Below are 17,980 nucleotides of genomic sequence, written 5' to 3'. Positions count from 1 at the left end.
TCACCCCTTCAACTCGTCGAGTTCGTCCAGCTCAACGCTGGCCTTGTTGCGGTAGATCAGCATCACGATGGCCAAGCCGACGCCAACCTCGGCGGCAGCGACGGCGATAACGAACAAGGCGAACACCGAACCGTCGACGCCGTGTTGGCCCCCGAATGCGATCAGGTTGAGGTTGACCGAGTTCAAGATGAGCTCGATCGACATGAGCACCAACACGCCGTTACGACGGGTGAGCACCCCGTACACACCGATGCAGAAGAGAACCGCTGCCAGTAGAAGGAATTGATTGACCAGCACCGCTACTCCTTTCGGGCCAGGACGATGGCCCCGACCAGCGCCGCCAACAACAACAGCGACACGAGCTCGAAGGGCAACAGGTAAGTCGAGAAGATCGCGTCGGAGATCTCTTGAGTCGGGTTACCCGCCGTCGGGCGCACCTGATCGCCGCCAAAGCTGTCGATGAGCGAGTAGGCCATCACAACGAACAGCAACACCGCAGTGCCGATGCCGAAGGGGATCATCTTGCGGTTTGATTCGACCCCCTCGGCACCCGGAGTACGGGTGAGCATGACGCCGAAGAGGAACAGCACGACGATTGCCCCGATGTACACCATCACCTGGGTGACGGCGAGGAACTCCGCCTGTAAGAGGATGAACAGGCCGGCCATGCCGGCCAACACGACGACCAGCCACAGGGCGGCATGCACCACGTTGGTCGTCGTCACCACCCGTACCGCGCCATACAACATCAGCGCGGCGATGAAGCCGAACACGATGTTGACCGGTACCGCATAGCTGGCCGTCTCGGCCAGAAGGGCCACCATCAGGAGCTCTCCTTGCGGGGAACCTTTTTCTGCTTCACCTGTGCGCCCGACTCGTAGGTCTCAAAGTCGGGCACGGTCTCAAACCACTCACCTAGTCGTTCCTTGTCGTGGAGCAGGTCGGCGATCCTCACCTCGGAGTACTCGTACTCCGGGGTCCAGAACAGCGCCTCGAATGGGCAGACCTCGACGCAGATGCCGCAGTACATGCACAGCGAGTAGTCGATGTCGAAGCGGTCGAGGTCGTTGACCGAGCGAGGCTTGCCGCCGGGGCGGCGGGGCGGGGCCAGCGTCTTGTGGCCCTCGATGTAGATGCACCAGTCCGGGCATTCCCGGGCGCACAGCATGCAGGCCGTGCAGTTCTCTTCGTGGAGGGCGATGACGCCGCGAGCACGGGGCGCCGGGGTTTCCTTCTCGTGCGGGTACTGAACGGTGGCGGCGCCTTTGGCCGGAGAGGGCGGCTTCAGTGGACCGTCCGGGAACATCGTCTCCATGGCGGTGCGAAGGGTGAGCCGCAGGCCCTTGACCAAACCTTGTAGTGGGGGTTGTGGAGGCATGTCATTTCTCCCAGCGGACAGCGCAGGCGGTAGAGCCAGATCGCTGCTCGCTCGCGTCGGTGAGCGGTATCACGGTGGGTAAGCTTTTCACGGTCGGGGCCGCGCGGGCCATTCCGCACGATGGCTTGACTTCGTAGCGTCGAACGGCGACGCCGACTCGCGGCCCTGAGGGTGATGAATCAGCCGATCGTGGTGCTGGTGTCCATGTCCTCCATGCCCATGTCGCCAAGGCCCATCATCATGCACCCCAGCAGCGGCGCCATGGCCGGATCGTTCTCGTCCAGGTCGTCACCGCTGAGGATCATCTCGGCGAAGCTCTGCTCGATGACCTTCCAGTCGATCCCCTCGAAGCACTCCTTCATCTCGGGCGTAAGATCCTGACCGCTGGAGTCCAGCGACTCCATGAACACCTGCTTCAAGTCGACGCACTCGGTGAACGAGTCGGCCACCACTTTGCGGTCGCCCTCGGACAGCTTCTTGAAGTCCACCTGGTCGCCGTTGCCGGACATCGCTTCAGGGGTGAAGCCGGCCTCCTTCATCTTGTCGACGCCGATACCGTCGACCATGTCGTCCACCCAGCACTGGGCCTGATCCTTGGGGATGGAGTCGTCCTGCCCGGAGGACGACTGAATGGCGCCGGTCAGTTCATCGACGTAGGCCTGATCTTCACTGGTGCGATCGCTCGTGCCGGAGCTGCCGGCGCCCGAGTTCGACGTCTCGTCGCCGCAGGCCCCCAAAAGGAGTGCCACCACACCGATAACCACCACGAACCTGGTACGTCCCACGACGACTCCTCCTTGTTGCGAACCGCTGACCATAGGCGACCGCCGGGTGCTGAATCCCCTTTCCCGGGCCCGGAAATCGACCCCTCAACAGGCCGGTGAGCCGGCCGGCAACGGCGCCACCCGTCAGCTGGTGGTCGACCTCGCTCAGTCGCGAGGGGTCGGCCCCTGGGCCGTCGCCGGTCGCACCCACGCGGCACGGGCCGACGGTCCTGATTGGTGCGTCGACGCGCACTCGTCAGCTCAGAAGGCGACTTTGAAGATGGCCGTCGCTGCGATGTTGACCAGCGCTGCGGGGATCATGAACTTCCAGGCCAGGCGCTGCAACTGATCCTCGCGGAAGCGGGGGAAGGTGAAGCGCACCCAGAACACGATGCCGGTCAGGATCAGCACCTTGGTGGAGATCACCAGCGGGCCCACGACGTGGAACGCCGAGTTGCTGATGCCCCACGATGCCGGCAGCGCCCAGCCTCCCAGGAACAGGGTGGAGGCGATGGCCGAGAACCCGATCGCAGCAGCGAACTCCGACAGGAAGAACATCAAGAAGCGGACGCCGGTGTATTCGACCATGAAGCCGCCGACCACTTCGGATTCGGCGATCGGCATGTCGAATGGCGGCTGGGTGAGCTCGGCCTGCATGGCCACCAGGAAGATCACCAGACCGATGATCTGGGTGAACATGTAGGGGTTGCCGATCCAATCGATCCCGAAGATCGCACCGTTGGCCTGGGCGGACACGATGCCCTGCATGTCGAGGGTGCCCGCCTGGATCACCACGCCGACCACCGCCAGGATCAGCGGCAACTCATAGGCGATCAGCTGTCCGGCGGCGCGCAGCGCACCGATCAGCGCGTACTTGTTCGCCGACGACCAACCGGCGATCAGCACACCGATCGTGGACACCGACGACACGGCGAGCACGAAGAAGATGCCGGTGCCCAGGTTGGCGACGTAGCCGTTGGGCCCGGCAGGGATGACGATGAAGAGCAACAGCGCGCTGGCCAACACGAGGAACGGTGCCAGACGGAACAACCGCTTGTCGGCGTCCCGCGGGGTGATGTCTTCCTTCTGCAGCCACTTGCCAACCTCAGCCACCAACTGCAGCGAGCCGAAGGGCCCGGCTTCCATCGGGCCCAACCGGCTCTGCATGAACGACACGAACTTGAACAGGTACAGGTACACGGCAGCAGCCGTGAGCGTCAGGGCCACGATCGTGGCCGCAAGCACCCGGATGAGCGTCTGCTGCCAGTAGGCCAACTCCAGCGCGAAGATGCTCACTTGTCGATGTCTCCCAGGATGAAATACAAGCTGGCCATGATGCTGACGATGTCGGGCACGTAGACGCCCCGGAGCAGCCAGGGTGCGATCGACACGTTGTTGAAGCTCGCCGAGCGGATCTTCACCCGGAAGGGCATCAGGTCGCCCTTTGACACGATGTGGTAGCCCATCTCGCCCAGCGGATTCTCGGTGGCCACATAGGCCTCGCCTGCGGGCACCTTGATGATGCGGGGCACCTTGGCCATGATCGGCCCGGACGGAATTCCGTCGCAGAGCTGGTCGATCATCCTCGTCGCCTCGCGGGTCTCCTGCAGACGCACCCAGTAGCGCGCAAAGCTGTCGCCGTCGGGGTGGGTCCAGACCTTCCAGTCGAGCTTGTCGTAGACGAGGCCGACGTTGTTGTCGCGCCGGATGTCCCAGTCGATGCCCGAGGCGCGGGCGTTGGCGCCCGACAGCCCGTACTGCAGGGCGACATCGGGGGGGATCACGCCGATGCCCCGGGTGCGCTCCTGGAAGATCTCGTTGCCGAGGAGCAGATCGTCCATCTCGTCGCAGAAGGAGCGGACCTTCTCCATCGCCTGCTTGGTCTCTGCAATCCAGCCCTTGGGCAGGTCGTCGAGCAGGCCACCGATACGGTCGAAGTTGGGGTGGAAACGCCCGCCGGTGACCGCCTCGATCTGGTTGAGCACGAACTCGCGGTCGCGGAAGGCGTAGAAGATGGCGGTGAGGCCGCCCACCTGCACGCCCATGTCCCCGAGGAACATGATCATGTGGCCCAGGCGGCTCATCTCGAAGAGGATCGTGCGAATCCACTGGGCGCGCTCGGGCGCCTCGACCTCCATCAGCTGCTCGGCGGCCAGGATGAAGGGCACCTCGTTGGCGAAGCTGCCCAGCCAGTCGATGCGGTTCACCAGCGTGGTCACCTGCGGGTAGGTGCGCACCTCGGTGAGCTTCTCGTAGCCCCGGTGCATGTAGCCGGCGAGGGGCTCGGCGGCGATGACCTGCTCGCCGTCCAGCTTGGCGACGATGCGCAGCGTGCCGTGGGTAACCGGGTGTTGCGGCCCGATGTTGAGGGTCATGCCCTCGGTCTCGAGCTCGATGTTCAACCGGGCGTCGGCCGCCTGCGCGGCGACGTAGTTGAGCTTTTCGCGATCGGTGATGGCGGTCATGACGCTCCCTCCGGCGGGGCCTCGGGTACCGATGTATCGGCGGCTGAAGCCTCGGGGTCAGACACATCAATCACCGGGGCATCGGGGGCCGAGACTTCGGCGACCGGGGCTTCGAGTGCGGGGTTCGCCGGTTCGGCAACCTCCGGCTCGGGCATCGGCTCCACATCGACGATACCGGGCCACGGCTTCACCAGGCGGGCCAGCAGCGGGAAGTCCTTGCGCAGCGGGTAGCCCTCGAAGTCGCCGGGCAGGTAGAGGTTGCGGAGGCCGGGGTGGCCATCGAAGGTGACCCCGAACATCTCCCATGCCTCACGCTCGTGCCACTCGGCACCGGCGTAGGTGTTGACCCAGGTAGGGACCGTCGGGTCCTCGTCGCTGCTCGTGTCGGCCCGTAGGCACAGCATCTCGTTGGTGGACAGGTTGCGCACCCGGGCAAACACCTGGAAGCGACGGTCGGCGCCGCAGATGCCGGGGGTGATCTCGGCCTGGTCGGCGGCGGCCGACACCCGCTCGAGCGTCTCCGATCCGGTCTCGAGGTAGCGCCCGTAGGGCGACGGCAGCCAGTCGAGCACCGACAGGAAGCAGAAGTAGCGGAAGCCGAGGTCGTAGCGAACCACCTGGGCCGCTTCGCCCCACGACTCGGTGGTCAGGCGGACGTGGGTGTCCAGGCCCGGCAGCACCTCTGAGCCGACGACGGCGTCGCCCAAGTGGTGACGGAGGGAGGCGACCAGCGCCTCGCGAGCCTCGTCGCGCTCCTCGGTTGCCTCGTCGTCGGAGGCTTCGTCGGTGGTCGCCGGAGCATCGGTGCTCACAGGTCCTCACCCCCGACCGTGATCGCGTCGCCGCGCCAGCGGGCGCCCATGTCCTCGTTCTGGATGCGCTGCTGCAACAACACGACGCCTTCCAGCAACGCCTCGGGCCGGGGCGGGCAACCGGGGACGTAGACGTCGACCGGAATGATCTGGTCGACGCCCTTGGTCACCGAGTAGCTGTCCCAGTAAGGGCCACCGGTGTTGGCGCAGCTGCCCATCGAGATCACGTACTTCGGCTCGGGCATCTGGTCGTACAGGCGCTTGACCACCGGCGACATCTTGTCGGTCAGGGTGCCCGAAACGCACAGCAGATCCGCCTGACGGGGGCTGGCCGGTAGCGGAATGACGCCGAGGCGCATGATGTCGTAGCGGGGCGCGCCCATGCCGGCAGCCATTTCGATGGCGCAGCACGCCAAGCCCCACTGGTACATCCACAGCGAGTATTTGCGGGACATGTTGAACAGTTTGGACAGCGGCTTGGGAATCTTGCCGCCCTCCACCAGGCCTAGACCCATCTCAGCACTCCCTTTCGCCAGGCATACAGGAGGCCCAGCAACAACACGCCGACGAACACGCCCATCTCGATCAGGCCGAAGACGCCGTACACCTCCAGGCGGGTGGCCCAGGGAAAAATGAACACGGCCTCGACGTCGAAGATCACGAACATGAGGGCAAAGAGGTAGTAGCGGATCTGGCTCTGCGACCAGGCCCAGCCCACCGGGTTGACGCCCGACTCGTAGGTGACGTACTTGTCCCCCACATCACGGGCGGGTCGAATCAGCCTGCTGATGCCCAACAACAGGGCAACCAGGCCAAATCCGGCGGCGCCCATGAGCGCCGCAGTCAGGTATGAGCGAAGAAATTCCGATTCGGCGGCCAGCACGATGATGCAATCTACTTGCGGCCCGAGAGTGGCACCAAAGGAGCGACGGCCGGTACCGCCCAACACGCTTGCTTCGTCCGACGGAATGCACGCTCATGGACATGAAAGTCGAGTTGATTCCCGTGCCGGTCGCCGACCCGGACGGCAACACCCTCACCCTCCAGGAGATGTCCTGGCGCACGGTCGTGCTGGCTGGCCACCTGCTGATCGGAGTATCTGTTGCCGAAGCGTCATTCTCCCGGCTGGATGCCACCCAAAAGGATTGGTCAACAAAGTGGTCGGGTACACCACGGCGCTACCAGAGCGATCACAGGAGCGTGAGCCCATGACCGATGCCATCACCCAACTGAAGGACGACCACGAAAAGGTCGAGAAGCTGTTCAAGAAATACGAGGACACGACGGACCGGGCGATCAAGACCCGGCGGAAGCTGGTCGATCAGATCATCGAGGAGTTGTCGACCCACGCTGCCATCGAGGAGCAGGTGTTCTACCCGATCTCCCGGGTGCTCTCCGACGAGGCACATGATCAGACCTTGGAAGGCCTCGAAGAGCACCACCTGGTCAAGATCACCCTCGCGGAACTCGAGACGTTGGACCCCACCGACGAGCGGTTCCATCCAAAGGTGACCGTATTGATGGAAAACGTGCGCCACCACGTCGAGGAAGAGGAGAACGACCTCTTTCCCATGATGCGCGAGACCTTCGGTCGCAACGACATGTCCGACCTTGGAGCCGCGCTTGACGAGGCTCGGTCAACTGCGCCGACCCGACCCCACCCGGCCTCGCCAGACGCCCCGCCCGCCAACCTGGTGACCGGGCTGGTTGCCGGCATCATCGACAGAATTCGCGACAGCATTCCGGGCTGACACCCGGAGAGGCTTCACCTCGTTGCTGAGGGCATGCGGACTCGGAGGATTTGCTCGACCCGATCGGGATCATCGGGCGTGATGACCGGGATAGGCCACTTACCAACTTCCAGGTCGAGTGCCCAGGTCTTCCGCGGACGGGTTCCGTCGAGATTGTAGAAGTGGCGGAAGTCGCCCGAGCCCCAGATGCGCCATCGACCGCGAAGCCGGGTCATTCGACGCCGGGTGACCGCCGACAGCGAGGAGTACGGGATTCGCTTGTGGCCCCAGAGGTAGTACCAGCGGATGTGCACGCAGTGCTCGTCGCAGGCGATGCGGCCGTCGTCGTAGATCACAGGAATCCCCATCCGGATGTGTCGAGAGGCACGTCTCTGAACCATAGGCCCGCGCCACCAGCCGGGTCGTTCGGCGGCGCCGTCGTGCGCTGACAAACTGCCGGGATGCGCTTTGCCGATGTCGTCGCTACCTCTGCCCTGGTGGCATCCGAGTCCGGACGATCCGCCAAGCGAGACCTGTTGGCCGGCCTGCTCGCTGCGCTGGCGCCCGACGAGGTGGTTCCGGCGGTCGGGTTTCTCACCGGCGAGCCACGTCAGGGTCGCATCGGGGTTGGCTGGCGCACCATCGCCTCGCTCGACCACCCCGTCGCGGTCGAACCGACGCTGTTGATCGCCGACGTGGACGTCGCGCTGAGCGCTGTTGCAGCGCAGACCGGACCCGGTTCCGGTGCCGCCCGGGTGGCACTGCTCGAGGCCGTATACGGCCGGGCCACCGCTGACGAAGCCCGATTTCTCACCCTGTTGCTCGGAGGCGAACTGCGCCAGGGCGCCTCGGCGGGGGTGATGGTTGAGGCCGCCGCCAAGGCCGCCGGCGTCCCGGCCACCCAGCTCCGCCGGGCCACCATGCTGGGCGGCCGCCTGGACGACACGGTGGCGCTCGCCCTCACTGGCGGCGCCGCAGCGCTGGGCGAGGTGTCGCTGCGGGTGGGCCGGGCCGTCCAGCCCATGCTGGCCTCGTCGTCCGCCGACGCCGCCACCGCCTGGGAGGACGCGGCTGTTGACGGTCTGGCAGTGGTGCAACACAAGCTTGACGGCATCCGCATCCAGGTTCACCGAGGCGCATCGCCAACTGGCGGGCCCGATGCGATCAGGGTGTTCACCCGCAACCTCAACGACATCACCGATCGCCTCGGCGACGTGGTCGATGCCGTGGCCGACATGCCCGGCGGTGCGCTGGTGCTCGACGGCGAGGCGCTGGTGACCGACCTCGACAATCGGCCCGTCGCCTTCCAGGACACCGCCGGGAGGGTGTCGGCCGACCAGGCCCGACCCGAGACGGTGCGGCCGTACTTCTTCGACGCGCTCCACGTCGACGGGGTCGACCTGATCGACGCACCGCTCACCCAGCGCCTCGACGCGCTGCGGCGCAGTGCCGCCGGCTGGGTGGTCGAGGGTGCACAGGCGACCAGTGCTCACGAGATCGCCGACGTCAACGAGGGCGCCCTGGCCGCCGGCCAGGAGGGTATCGTCGTCAAGGACCCCACCAGCGCGTATGCGGCCGGGCGGCGCGGCAGTGCCTGGCGCAAGGTGAAGCCGGTGCACACGCTGGACCTGGTGGTGTTGGCCGCCGAGTGGGGTCACGGTCGCCGCCGCGGCTGGCTTTCCAACCTGCACCTGGGCGCACGCAACCCCGCCGGAGGGTTCGTCATGGTGGGCAAGACGTTCAAGGGGCTCACCGACGCGCTGCTCACCTGGCAGACCGACACGCTCAGCTCCCTGGCCCGCTCGGCGGGCAACCCGACCGACGGTCACGTCGTCACCGTGCCGCCCAGCCTGGTCATCGAGATCGCCGTCGATGGGGTGCAGCGGTCCACCCGCTACGACGGCGGGGTGGCGCTGCGTTTCGCCCGCGTGGTTCGCTACCGCCCGGACAAGACACCGGACCAGGCCGACACGATCCAGACGGTCCGCGAACTGGGCTGAGGTCCGGCCTCAAGCGGACATCGGTGCTCGGCTCCAACTGGTGCCGACCCGACCAGGCGACGAGCGGCGTTGATGCCAACCGGGGCAGTAGCCGAAGGTGTCGACTTCGTTGGCATGCATCGGTTCGCTCACCAACCCATGCTGCCAATCACTCACCCCGGGTCGCGACACCCAGTGCATCCGCCCGCTGACGCAGCCACGCTGAGATTGCATTGCGTCGACAACGCCGATGAGGGCGAGGGTGCGGGTGATGAACCGCGAGTGGATCGAGCTGTGGCTGCACCGGGGGGACGATGCCGAACCCGAACCGCTGCGGGTCGGCTACTCGCCCGGCGCCACCGCGGCCGAAGTCATCCGGGCGCTCGCCAGCCACGTAGGCCAGTCCGATCACGCCGATCACATCGACGCGTCACTCGGCACCGAATGCTCGCTCGTCGGGGTCGATCCGGCCATCGGGGTGATCGACCCCGAGGCGGCCCTGCCCCATGGTGGACCGCGACGCGGCCAGGTCGTCAGGATCTACTGCGCAACCGAGCCGTCCCAGGGGACGGTCGCACCGACGATGGTGGCGGTCCGGCGAGGTCCCGACCGAGGCCACCGGGTGCCGCTCGGCGAGTCCCTTGTGGTGGGCCGAGCACCGGGCTGCGACCTGGTGCTGGCCGACCCGGCGGTGTCACGACGCCACCTCCGCCTCACCCGCCGTCGGGCCCTCGTCGAGATCGAGCCGCTCGGCGAAAGCGTCATCGGCCTCGACGGTCGACGACTGCGCACCTCGATGCCGGTGGAACCGGGAAACCCGATCCGGCTGGGCGACAGCGAGCTGGTCATCGTGGCGCCCACCCGACCGACGGCCGATGCTCCCGGCTCCCACCAGCGGCCGCCGCGGGCACCGTGGTGCCCCAACCCACCCAGCCTCGACATCGCCGAACCCCCTCGTCGCACGGGCGTGGGCACCGTGCCGTGGCTGTCGATCGGTCTGACCGCGGCATTTGCGATCGTGATGATGAGCGGGGGCGGATTCGGCGGTGGCATGGCCGGCAACATGATCTGGTTCTTCACCCCGCTGCTGCTGGCCTCCGGGGCGACCGAGTACGCCTGGTCGGCTCGCCGGACTGACCGAAAGGCTCGGGCCGCGTGGCGGACGGACCTGACCCATCGATGTCGTGCCCTCGCAGCGGCGCTCGAGATGGAACGCCGCCGGGAGGCCCATGCCTTCCCACCTCTCTCCGACTGGGCGCTCGCCGCACAGTCGGGCTCGGCGCGGTTGTGGGAACGTCGGCGCGAACACTCCGATGCCCTGCGCCTGCGGCTGGGTCTCGTTCAGGGGCGGGCCGCAGTCACCGGCGAACTGGCGTCGGTCGGCCCTGCCGATCTGCTGGCCGAGGCCTCCAATGCCGTCGAACGGGTGCGCTGGCGTCACGATCTTGTCTCGGCATTGAATTTGGCCGAGGTTGGCTCGCTCGGGATCCACGGCCCCGATGCCCACCTCTTGGCCGCATCGCTGGTAGCGCAGCTCGTCGCTGCGGTCGGTCCGGAGGACGTGGCGTTGGCCGTCGCCGTCACCGAGGGTCACGCACCCGGGTGGCGATGGGCGGCTGCCTTGCCCCACCTCCGCTCGGCGGCCGAGCTGCTCGACGGCCCCAGCACGGCGGGCGCCCGCAACCACGACCAATTGACCGCATCGCTCGCCGCGCTGGGTGCGGCCCGTCGCCGACGTTGCGACGAGACCGATGGTGAGCGGCGTCAGGCGGAGGTGCCGATCGTCGTCGTGCTCGATGGCGAGCTCGGTTCCCAACTCGAACTGCGTCGCCTCGCCGCCCTGTGCCGGTTCGGTGACGTGGGCATCCACGTGATGTGGTTGGGTCGGCGTCCGTCAAGAACCCCCCTGGGCTGCGGCGCAACGGTGACCACCTCCCGGCCCGGCCGGGCCACCGTCGTAGCGGCACCGGGAGAAGTTCCCCAGCAGGTGCGCTGGGAACACCTCGACCACCGCGTCCTCGACCGGCTGACCCGTCACCTGGCGCCTCGCCGGGACGGTGATCGCACCGGCACGGGTGCCGGGCTTCCCGCCGCCGTCTCCCTCGCCTCGATACCGGGACGCATCCCCGAGCCGGGCGGGCTCGACGCCATCATCGGGGTGGGTCCCGACGGCCCAACCCGCGTGGACCTGCGCCGTGACGGTCCCCACGCGCTGGTGGCAGGCACCACCGGTGCGGGCAAGAGCGAACTGTTACGCACCCTGGTCGCCGGGCTGGCCATGGCACATTCACCGCAGCGGCTCAACTTCGTGCTTGTCGACTTCAAGGGCGGCACGGGCATGGGCCCGCTCGCACGTCTGCCACACGTGGCGGGCATGATCACCGACCTCGACGTCGACGAGGCCCAGCGGCTTCGGCTGGGCCTCGAGGCCGAGGTCGACCGGCGCCTGCGGCTGCTGGACGGGGCCGGGGTGGAGAACCTGGCAGCGATGGAACGTCACGACCCGGTCGGAGCGCCGCCGGCGATCGTGGTGGTGATTGACGAGTTCGCCGCGTTGGCCCGGCGCGCACCGACGGTGCTCGACGCCCTGGTCGACCTGGCCCAGCGTGGTCGCAGCCTGGGGATCCATCTGGTCCTGGCCACCCAGCGTCCTCGCGGTGTCATCTCGGACGCCATCCGAGCCAACACCAACCTCCGGCTCGTCGCCCGCATGGCCGACGCTGAGGAGTCGATCGATGTGCTCGATAACCCTGCAGCGGCCCGGCTGGCGGTGGGCATCCCCGGTCGGGTGCTGATGCGGGTGGGAGCAGCGACGCCCACGGTTGTGCAGGTGGCGTTCACCGGAACGACCGTGGGTGAGCGGCCGCCGATAACCGTGGAACCGCTCACCCTGGACCGCCCGTCGCCCGGTCCGACGGTTGCACCCTCAGCGGGGGGCCGGACCGAGGCCGAGGCCGTGGTCGCCTCCACCCGCAGGGCCGCCGGTCATGACGGCGCCGCTCGGCGGCTGTGGCTGGAGCCGTTGCCGCCCCTTCTCGACCGGGCTGCCTGGGCTGCGCTGGTCGACCGGCGACCCGATGTTCACGCCGAGGCCATCACCCGCCGGGACCCACCCCGTCCGACGACCGCCACGACGCCAAGCTGGCCCATGGCGGTCGCCGACCTACCACGACGCCGACAACGAGGCCTGTGGACCATCGACCCGACCGGCGGGGTGCTGGTGGTGCTCGGCGGTGGCGGCTCCGGGCGCACCTCCGCCCTGCGGGCCCTGGCAATGACGGCGGCGCGCAACGGGGCCGCCGTCACCGGCCTCGACGGGGGTGGGTCGCTCGCCCGGCTCGACGGTGCGACGGTTGGGACGGATCCGCAGGTCTCGCTGGGTGCGATCGTGCCCGTACGCGACGACGAACGCATGGCTCGGCTGCTGTGGTGGCTGGAGACCGACCCAGCCATGACACCGAGGGTGCTGATCATCGACGGTTGGGAGGGCATCTGGGATCGAGCCGACCAGGCCGGTACGTCGAGCTGGTTCGCCCGGTTGGTCGAGCTGGTTCGAACGGCGCGCGGCCGGGGCCTCACCGCAGCGATCAGCGCCGATCGGGCCGGAGCCCTCCCCCCCGAGGTTCGTAGCTCCCGCACCGAGGTGCTGGCCCTTGCAGGGGCGGAGGCCGAGCCGGACCTCGGCCTCGACCGGCCTCCAGCCGCCGGCCAGCCGCCGGGTCGGGCCCGGTTGGTGACCGCACAGCCCCACCTGTTGGGCGGCGAGTCCGACCCGACCGAGGGCCCGCTCGTTCAGCTCCGCTGGATGGCGCCGGACATCGACCCCGGCCCGGCCCGGCCCGTCCGGCGGGACCATCCCGATGCCGCCCCGCTGTTGTCGACCTACCCGGCCCGGCTGCGGTCGTGGGACCGTTCGGTGGCGGAGCACGCGCCCCACGAAACCGGCGTGTGCTTCGGAATCGACCTGGAACGCGACGCGCCGGTAGGCACCCCTCCCCATGGCCCGTTCTGGGTGCTGGGGCGCCCGCGCAGCGGACGGTCGACTGCGCTGGAGGCGCTCAGAGCATTTCGGCCGGCTGGGACCGTGGGCCTCAGCGTCCTCATCCGCCCCGGTCGATCGATCGGTCAACCCGGCGCCTGGGATCGGGTCTTGGGCGCCCCACCCGACGCAGAGGGGGGATTCGGCACTGCCGAGCCGGTAGCCATGATGGCGATCGACGATGCACACCGCCTGGACGACGACCACTGGGCGTCGTTGGACCGATGGTTGGCGACGCTGAACGAACAGTGCCACGCCCCACTGGTGGCAGTGGCCGCCGATCCGGCCTCGCTCGACCGCTGGAACCCGGTGGTGACCTCGTTGCTGGGTCACGGTGCAGGCCTGATGCTCGCTCCGGAACCAGACGAGGATGGTCGCTTGTTGGGGGGTGATCTGCCCCGCTACCGACCTTTTGCCATGCGTGCCGGCCGCGGCTATCTCCTCAAACGGGGGCAGGCACCCCGCGCGGTTCAGGTGGGCTGGCCCGACCTTTGAACGACCCTCGACATCAAGCTACGCGGCGCCGGTCGGTCGACGGGTCGCGCGACCCGTAGACCCACGCAGCTCGTTGTGGTCTGATGGGTCAATCGGGGCGCCGGGACGCCCCGGCCGGGTTCTTGAACCCGGGGCGCTGACCACGGACGGAACCATTGATGGGCAGCGTGAGCGAACGATGCCGGTGGGCGGAGCCGTAAAGGCGCCGCCGGTGAGAGACGCCGGTGGCCACCTTCAAGGACAAAACCGGGGGACGGAACGATGTCAGCTCGAAGTGTCACGGATATCCGGCGGAGCGGAGGACATCACCACACGGCCATGGCCGGGACACCTCCGACCGGCCCCCCAGAATCCGAGGTCGACGTGGAAGCCGGCCCGGGCATCGGCACCGACGTCGGTCCTGCCTCCGGTCCCGGCCCCGACCAGTCCACCGACAGCCAAACACTGGTCGTCGAGTTCTGTGGCGAGGAATGGCTGGTCGGCCCCGACGATCATCTGGACTTCGGAAGGGCAGCCGGGCTGACCATCGATGAGTCCAACCGTTACCTGCACCGGCGGGCCGGGTGCTTTCGCCACAGAGCGGATCGTTGGTGGCTGCGCAACGAGGGCTCACACCTGCCCTTGAGCGTGCTGGAGTCGGTCGGCCGTCCGATGGTTGTCTTGCCACCCGGGGTGGAGACGGCGTTGTCGCCCGGCGAGTTTGCGGTGGTGCTGGCGGCCGGACCGACCCGATACGAGCTGCGGGGCCGGTGCCCAGACCCCCATGACCCCGCTGTCCCGCACGACGACCCGACACCGGGCGAGACCGAGCTCGACCACACCGTTCGCTGGGGTGTCTTCGAACTCAACGACGATCAGCGAGCGCTTCTGGCGGCCTTGGCGGAGCCCCGGCTGCGCGACCCGCTCGTCGAGCCGGAGCGGCTACCGCCCAACCGGCAGACGGCGATGCGTTTGGGCTGGACACTGTCGAAGTTCAACCGCAAGCTCGACCACCTGTGCGGCCGCCTCTCGCGCCACGGCGTCCGCGGCCTGCAGGGACGGGTCGGCACCACTGCCAACGACCGTCGCCAGAACCTGGTCGAACACGCCCTTGCCCACCAGCTGGTGCAGCCGGCCGACCTGGCGTTGCTCGACGACCTGAAGGGAACCCGGTGATGACCGACCACCTGCTGAGCGCTTCCGTCCTCACCGACTCGGACCGCACGAGGGTGGCGCCCCGGCGTCGGCCCGACGCTCGACCACCGCTTCCGGCGGGCGTGGCCCCGCCGACAACGCGACGCATTCGCCCGGTGCCGCCGGTTGATCCCCACTCCCCCTGGGGTGACGCAGCCAGCTCCGAGCCAGACGACTGGGACCGTCGCGCCGACCGACTGCAATGGTGGATGTCCGACCTCGGGGGCCCGTACCCGGTCAGCGTCGAGACCACCCACGACCGCGAGGAGGCAACCCACCTGCTCGAGCGAGGCCTTCGCCGTTTCGGCATCGACGTGATCGAGGCCAACGCGTCGCTGTTGAAGGGCCTGTCCCCTCCGCCCCCCGAACCAGCGCTGGTGCGCCTGGTTCGATGGCTCACCCGACACCCCGCCCGCTTGGAGGTGGTCGAAGTGCGGCTGGAGCCGACGGGGCACCAGTGCCGGGTGACTGCCCGGGCCAGCGGCGAGCGAGCCGCCGAGGCGCTGCGGGTGGCCCTCTCCGAACTCTCACCCGCTCCCCGACAGCCGGCGACATCGCTGGCGGGGTAGAGCGATTCGTATCGCTCACACCACCGCTGGGTCGGCCCCGCCGGACGACCCCGACGCCCCGGACCAACCCCCGGGATATGGTTCGCCGCGCTTGGTGACCGCAGCGGTAGCGGTGCGAGCCCGCCCGGGTTGGCAACGATGGCGCTGCGACCTGATCGATGAACAACCTGGCGGCACCCACCCCGAGAGCAGCGCTCACGCCGCCGGGCGAACGCCCGAAGATGCACGCGGGCTGGGCCATCCCAGCGTGGAGCTGCGGAAGTCGAACGATGGCGAAGCGCTTCTGTTGGCGGCCAGGGCCCAAGCACGTCTCGATGGCCACCCCGGCGTCGTGGCGGTTCACCAGGCGCGCCCGATCAGCGGCGGTCGATGCGAGGTGCGCCTGGGGTGGGCCGGCACCACGCTGGCCGGTGTGATCGGGCGACGTCGAGGCTCCGACCAATCGCCGTCCGGCGCCGACGGGCGGGAGGCACCGTCCATCGCCGATGGACGAGCGGTCGCCCCGGCCGACCTGGCACCCGGGCAGGCGCCAGACACGCGGCTGCCCGTCGCCGACCTGATCACGATCGGCGCCACCCTGGCCGCCACCCTCGACGACGCTCATCGGCTGCGTCCACCGCTGGTTCACGGGGCGCTCGACGCCACCGCCATCCGGCTCGATCGCTGGGGCCGGGCCCGCCTGGACGGTTTTGGCGCTCGATGCACCGAGCGGACCGTTCCCATCCCGGCTGACGACGTGTACGGCCTGCTCCTCACCTTGGGCGACGCCCTCGGAGTCGTGCCGCCGAACGGCGCACCCGCCGCTGTCGATGTGCGTCATCGCCAGGGGGTTGGCACGAGCTGGACGGCTGAAGCGGAGCCTCACGAGCCGGCCGTCGCGTTGATCTCGGAACTGCTGGCGTCGGTCACCCGGCGCCAACCCGACATCATCGCCGCCGGGGACCTCGGCCGAGCCCTGGAAGCCATGGCCGCCCGAGGCTCGGCGGGCTCAATCCTCTCCGGCGAAGCGCCGAACCCCGCAGAGCCGGCTGCGGTCCGGGCGAGCATCGGAACGCATCGCCAGGTGATGGGTCGCGCGGGGCCGGTTCGCCACGACCATGACGCAACAGCGGTGCTCGGCGGCGTGGCTCGGTCCGTTCCCCCCGGGCCCCTCCCCAATGGGCTGCGGCCGCTCCGCCCACTTGGGCAGGGCGGCCACGGCGAGGTGTGGCTGGCCCACGATCCCCTGTTGGCCCGCAATGTGGTGGTGAAGGAATTTTCCGCCGGCTCTTCGGCGGCCATGCCTTGCCCAACCCCCATGGCACGCGAGCTGACTGCCCTCACTCAGCTCGCCGGCCACCCGGCATCGATCGAATGCTACGGGACCGTCGCCGGGGAGCGACCTGTCCTGGTGTTGTCGTGGTGTTCGGAGGGCGCTCTCGACCCTGAACGCCGCTGGAGCCCAAGCGAGCTCGCCCAGCTGGGGGCGCAGGTCGCCGATGCGCTCGCCGTCCTCCACGGGCGCGGCCTGGTGCACGGCGACATCAAGCCACACAACCTGCTGCGCGACCGCTGGGGACTGGTGCGGTTGGCCGATTTCTCGTTGACCTGCCCCACCGGTGCCCCATCTGCGCCCGAGTGTTCACCCCGACACGCCCCACCCGAGCAGCTCGACGGCGGGCCGCTCAGCCCAGGGGCCGACCTGGCTGCGTTGGCCGCCACCCTGTTTCACCTGGCGGAGGGACGGCCGCCACTCGACCGCGGCGACGGGACCGAAGCCCTGGTAGCCCGGCGGCGGGCCGGGGCACTCGAGGCGCCTCCGGCCTCGCTCGCCGGCCTGCCCGGCCTGTCCGACTGGGTGATGGCGTGGCTGGAGCCCGACCCGGCCCGACGCCCATCGGGGGGCGCCGCGGTGGCAGCCGCCACCCTGCGCGCCCTGTACCGACCCGATCAGATCGCATCAGGTTCGGATCCCCCATCTCCGCGGCGACACCACCAACGTCCCCGAAGTCCCCGCTTTCGGGCGACGATGGTCGCCACCGCTCTCGCAGGGATCGTCGCCCTCGGGGCCCTCGCTCTTGGGGGTCCTGGCCCGGGACCGTCGCGGAGCGACAACCCCCGACCGACGATCGGCGACCGCGCGTCCCCTGCCACCGATTCCAATTCGGCTACAGATACCAACACAGATGCCGATACCGAGGCTCGGGTGACCGGTCTCGCCCGGCGGCTACCCCCCGCCGACCCGCTCGGCGCCGATGCACCCGCCGGGCTGACCCTCGATCGTCGAGCGGACGGCACACTGCTGCTGATCCGCACCGGGGATCCGGACCCGGACCTGTCGTGGGTACTGCGCCGCGACGATTACCCGAGACGTGGCGGGATCATCGAAGACCGTCCCAGCGCCTCGGGGCTGGCCGGCGTCGGCGGAACAATCGACGGCCCAGGGCCGATGCTCCGCCCCGGCACCGAACGATCATCGGTCCTCGCCGATTCAGCCGGGGCATCCTGCGTTCGGGTGGTGACGTCCCGCCAGCCCGCCGAGGTGTCGGAGCCGCTGTGTTGGGACTGAACTGCGAGGTACCGCCGCCTCGCCAACC

Annotated in this window: 17 protein-coding genes; 7 read left to right on the top strand and 10 right to left on the bottom strand. The window is 68.6% G+C overall.

The features are described 5' to 3' along the window. From nuoK to ndhC, 9 genes are all read right to left on the bottom strand, one after another. Positions 1–297: an NADH-quinone oxidoreductase subunit NuoK gene (gene nuoK, locus IPN02_00905; GenBank protein MBK9295443.1), complete on the bottom strand. Its 297-nt coding sequence runs from the start codon at positions 295–297 to the stop codon at positions 1–3. A gap of 2 nt (positions 298–299) precedes the next feature. Further along, the gene (locus IPN02_00900; protein ID MBK9295442.1) at positions 300–824 is read right to left on the bottom strand and encodes an NADH-quinone oxidoreductase subunit J; all 525 of its coding nucleotides are present in this window, start codon (positions 822–824) and stop codon (positions 300–302) included. Then, a complete protein-coding gene (locus IPN02_00895; GenBank protein ID MBK9295441.1) occupies positions 824–1,378 on the bottom strand; it encodes an NADH-quinone oxidoreductase subunit I in 555 nt (184 codons plus the stop codon). The genes IPN02_00900 and IPN02_00895 overlap by 1 nt, the downstream gene beginning before the upstream one ends. Positions 1,379–1,557: 179 nt before the next feature. After that, on the bottom strand, positions 1,558–2,163 hold the full coding sequence (locus tag IPN02_00890) for a hypothetical protein (GenBank protein MBK9295440.1): 606 nt from the start codon (positions 2,161–2,163) through the stop codon (positions 1,558–1,560). Between the two features lie 240 nt (positions 2,164–2,403). After that, complete coding sequence (locus tag IPN02_00885; GenBank protein MBK9295439.1) at positions 2,404–3,438, bottom strand: NADH-quinone oxidoreductase subunit H; 1,035 nt, start codon at positions 3,436–3,438, stop codon at positions 2,404–2,406. Next, positions 3,435–4,517, bottom strand: a complete 1,083-nt coding sequence (locus IPN02_00880) for an NADH-quinone oxidoreductase subunit D (GenBank protein ID MBK9295438.1) — start codon at positions 4,515–4,517, stop codon at positions 3,435–3,437. Before IPN02_00880 ends, IPN02_00885 begins: the two co-directional genes overlap by 4 nt. A gap of 86 nt (positions 4,518–4,603) precedes the next feature. Then, the gene (locus IPN02_00875) at positions 4,604–5,419 is read right to left on the bottom strand and encodes an NADH-quinone oxidoreductase subunit C (GenBank protein ID MBK9295437.1); all 816 of its coding nucleotides are present in this window, start codon (positions 5,417–5,419) and stop codon (positions 4,604–4,606) included. Beyond that, a complete protein-coding gene (locus IPN02_00870; GenBank protein ID MBK9295436.1) occupies positions 5,416–5,934 on the bottom strand; it encodes an NADH-quinone oxidoreductase subunit B in 519 nt (172 codons plus the stop codon). The genes IPN02_00875 and IPN02_00870 overlap by 4 nt, the downstream gene beginning before the upstream one ends. Next, positions 5,925–6,302, bottom strand: coding sequence for an NADH-quinone oxidoreductase subunit A (gene ndhC, locus IPN02_00865; GenBank protein ID MBK9295435.1), 378 nt, complete (start codon positions 6,300–6,302; stop codon positions 5,925–5,927). The genes IPN02_00870 and ndhC overlap by 10 nt, the downstream gene beginning before the upstream one ends. A 101-nt stretch (positions 6,303–6,403) precedes the next feature. Here ndhC and IPN02_00860 point away from each other — a divergent pair, with 101 nt between their 5' ends. Both IPN02_00860 and IPN02_00855 read left to right on the top strand, forming a co-directional pair. Beyond that, positions 6,404–6,631, top strand: a complete 228-nt coding sequence (locus IPN02_00860) for a hypothetical protein (protein MBK9295434.1) — start codon at positions 6,404–6,406, stop codon at positions 6,629–6,631. Continuing rightward, on the top strand, positions 6,628–7,170 hold the full coding sequence (locus IPN02_00855; GenBank protein MBK9295433.1) for a hemerythrin domain-containing protein: 543 nt from the start codon (positions 6,628–6,630) through the stop codon (positions 7,168–7,170). The genes IPN02_00860 and IPN02_00855 overlap by 4 nt, the downstream gene beginning before the upstream one ends. Before the next feature lie 14 nt (positions 7,171–7,184). On the opposite strand, the gene IPN02_00850 is transcribed toward IPN02_00855, so the two are convergent. Further along, positions 7,185–7,517 (bottom strand): hypothetical protein, encoded by a 333-nt coding sequence (locus IPN02_00850; protein ID MBK9295432.1) that lies wholly within the window; start codon positions 7,515–7,517, stop codon positions 7,185–7,187. Positions 7,518–7,610: 93 nt separating this feature from the next. Here IPN02_00850 and IPN02_00845 point away from each other — a divergent pair, with 93 nt between their 5' ends. The 5 genes from IPN02_00845 (at position 7,611) to IPN02_00825 (ending at position 17,952) form a co-directional block, all read left to right on the top strand. Beyond that, on the top strand, positions 7,611–9,149 hold the full coding sequence (locus tag IPN02_00845) for an ATP-dependent DNA ligase (protein ID MBK9295431.1): 1,539 nt from the start codon (positions 7,611–7,613) through the stop codon (positions 9,147–9,149). Between the two features lie 250 nt (positions 9,150–9,399). Further along, positions 9,400–13,662, top strand: a complete 4,263-nt coding sequence (locus tag IPN02_00840; GenBank protein MBK9295430.1) for an FHA domain-containing protein — start codon at positions 9,400–9,402, stop codon at positions 13,660–13,662. Between the two features lie 318 nt (positions 13,663–13,980). Then, positions 13,981–14,817 carry a hypothetical protein gene (locus tag IPN02_00835; protein ID MBK9295429.1) on the top strand — a complete coding sequence of 279 codons (837 nt, stop codon included), beginning with the start codon at positions 13,981–13,983 and terminating at the stop codon, positions 14,815–14,817. Then, entirely contained in the window at positions 14,817–15,404 is a 588-nt protein-coding gene (locus IPN02_00830) for a hypothetical protein (protein ID MBK9295428.1), read from the top strand. The genes IPN02_00835 and IPN02_00830 overlap by 1 nt, the downstream gene beginning before the upstream one ends. A gap of 94 nt (positions 15,405–15,498) precedes the next feature. Then, positions 15,499–17,952 (top strand): protein kinase, encoded by a 2,454-nt coding sequence (locus IPN02_00825; protein MBK9295427.1) that lies wholly within the window; start codon positions 15,499–15,501, stop codon positions 17,950–17,952. The last annotated feature ends 28 nt before the right edge of the window (positions 17,953–17,980 follow it).

The sequence above is a fragment of the Candidatus Microthrix subdominans genome (assembly GCA_016719385.1).
GTDB classification, from domain to species: Bacteria; Actinomycetota; Acidimicrobiia; order Acidimicrobiales; family Microtrichaceae; genus Microthrix; species Microthrix subdominans.
This window is presented reverse-complemented; position numbering and strand designations above follow the sequence as displayed.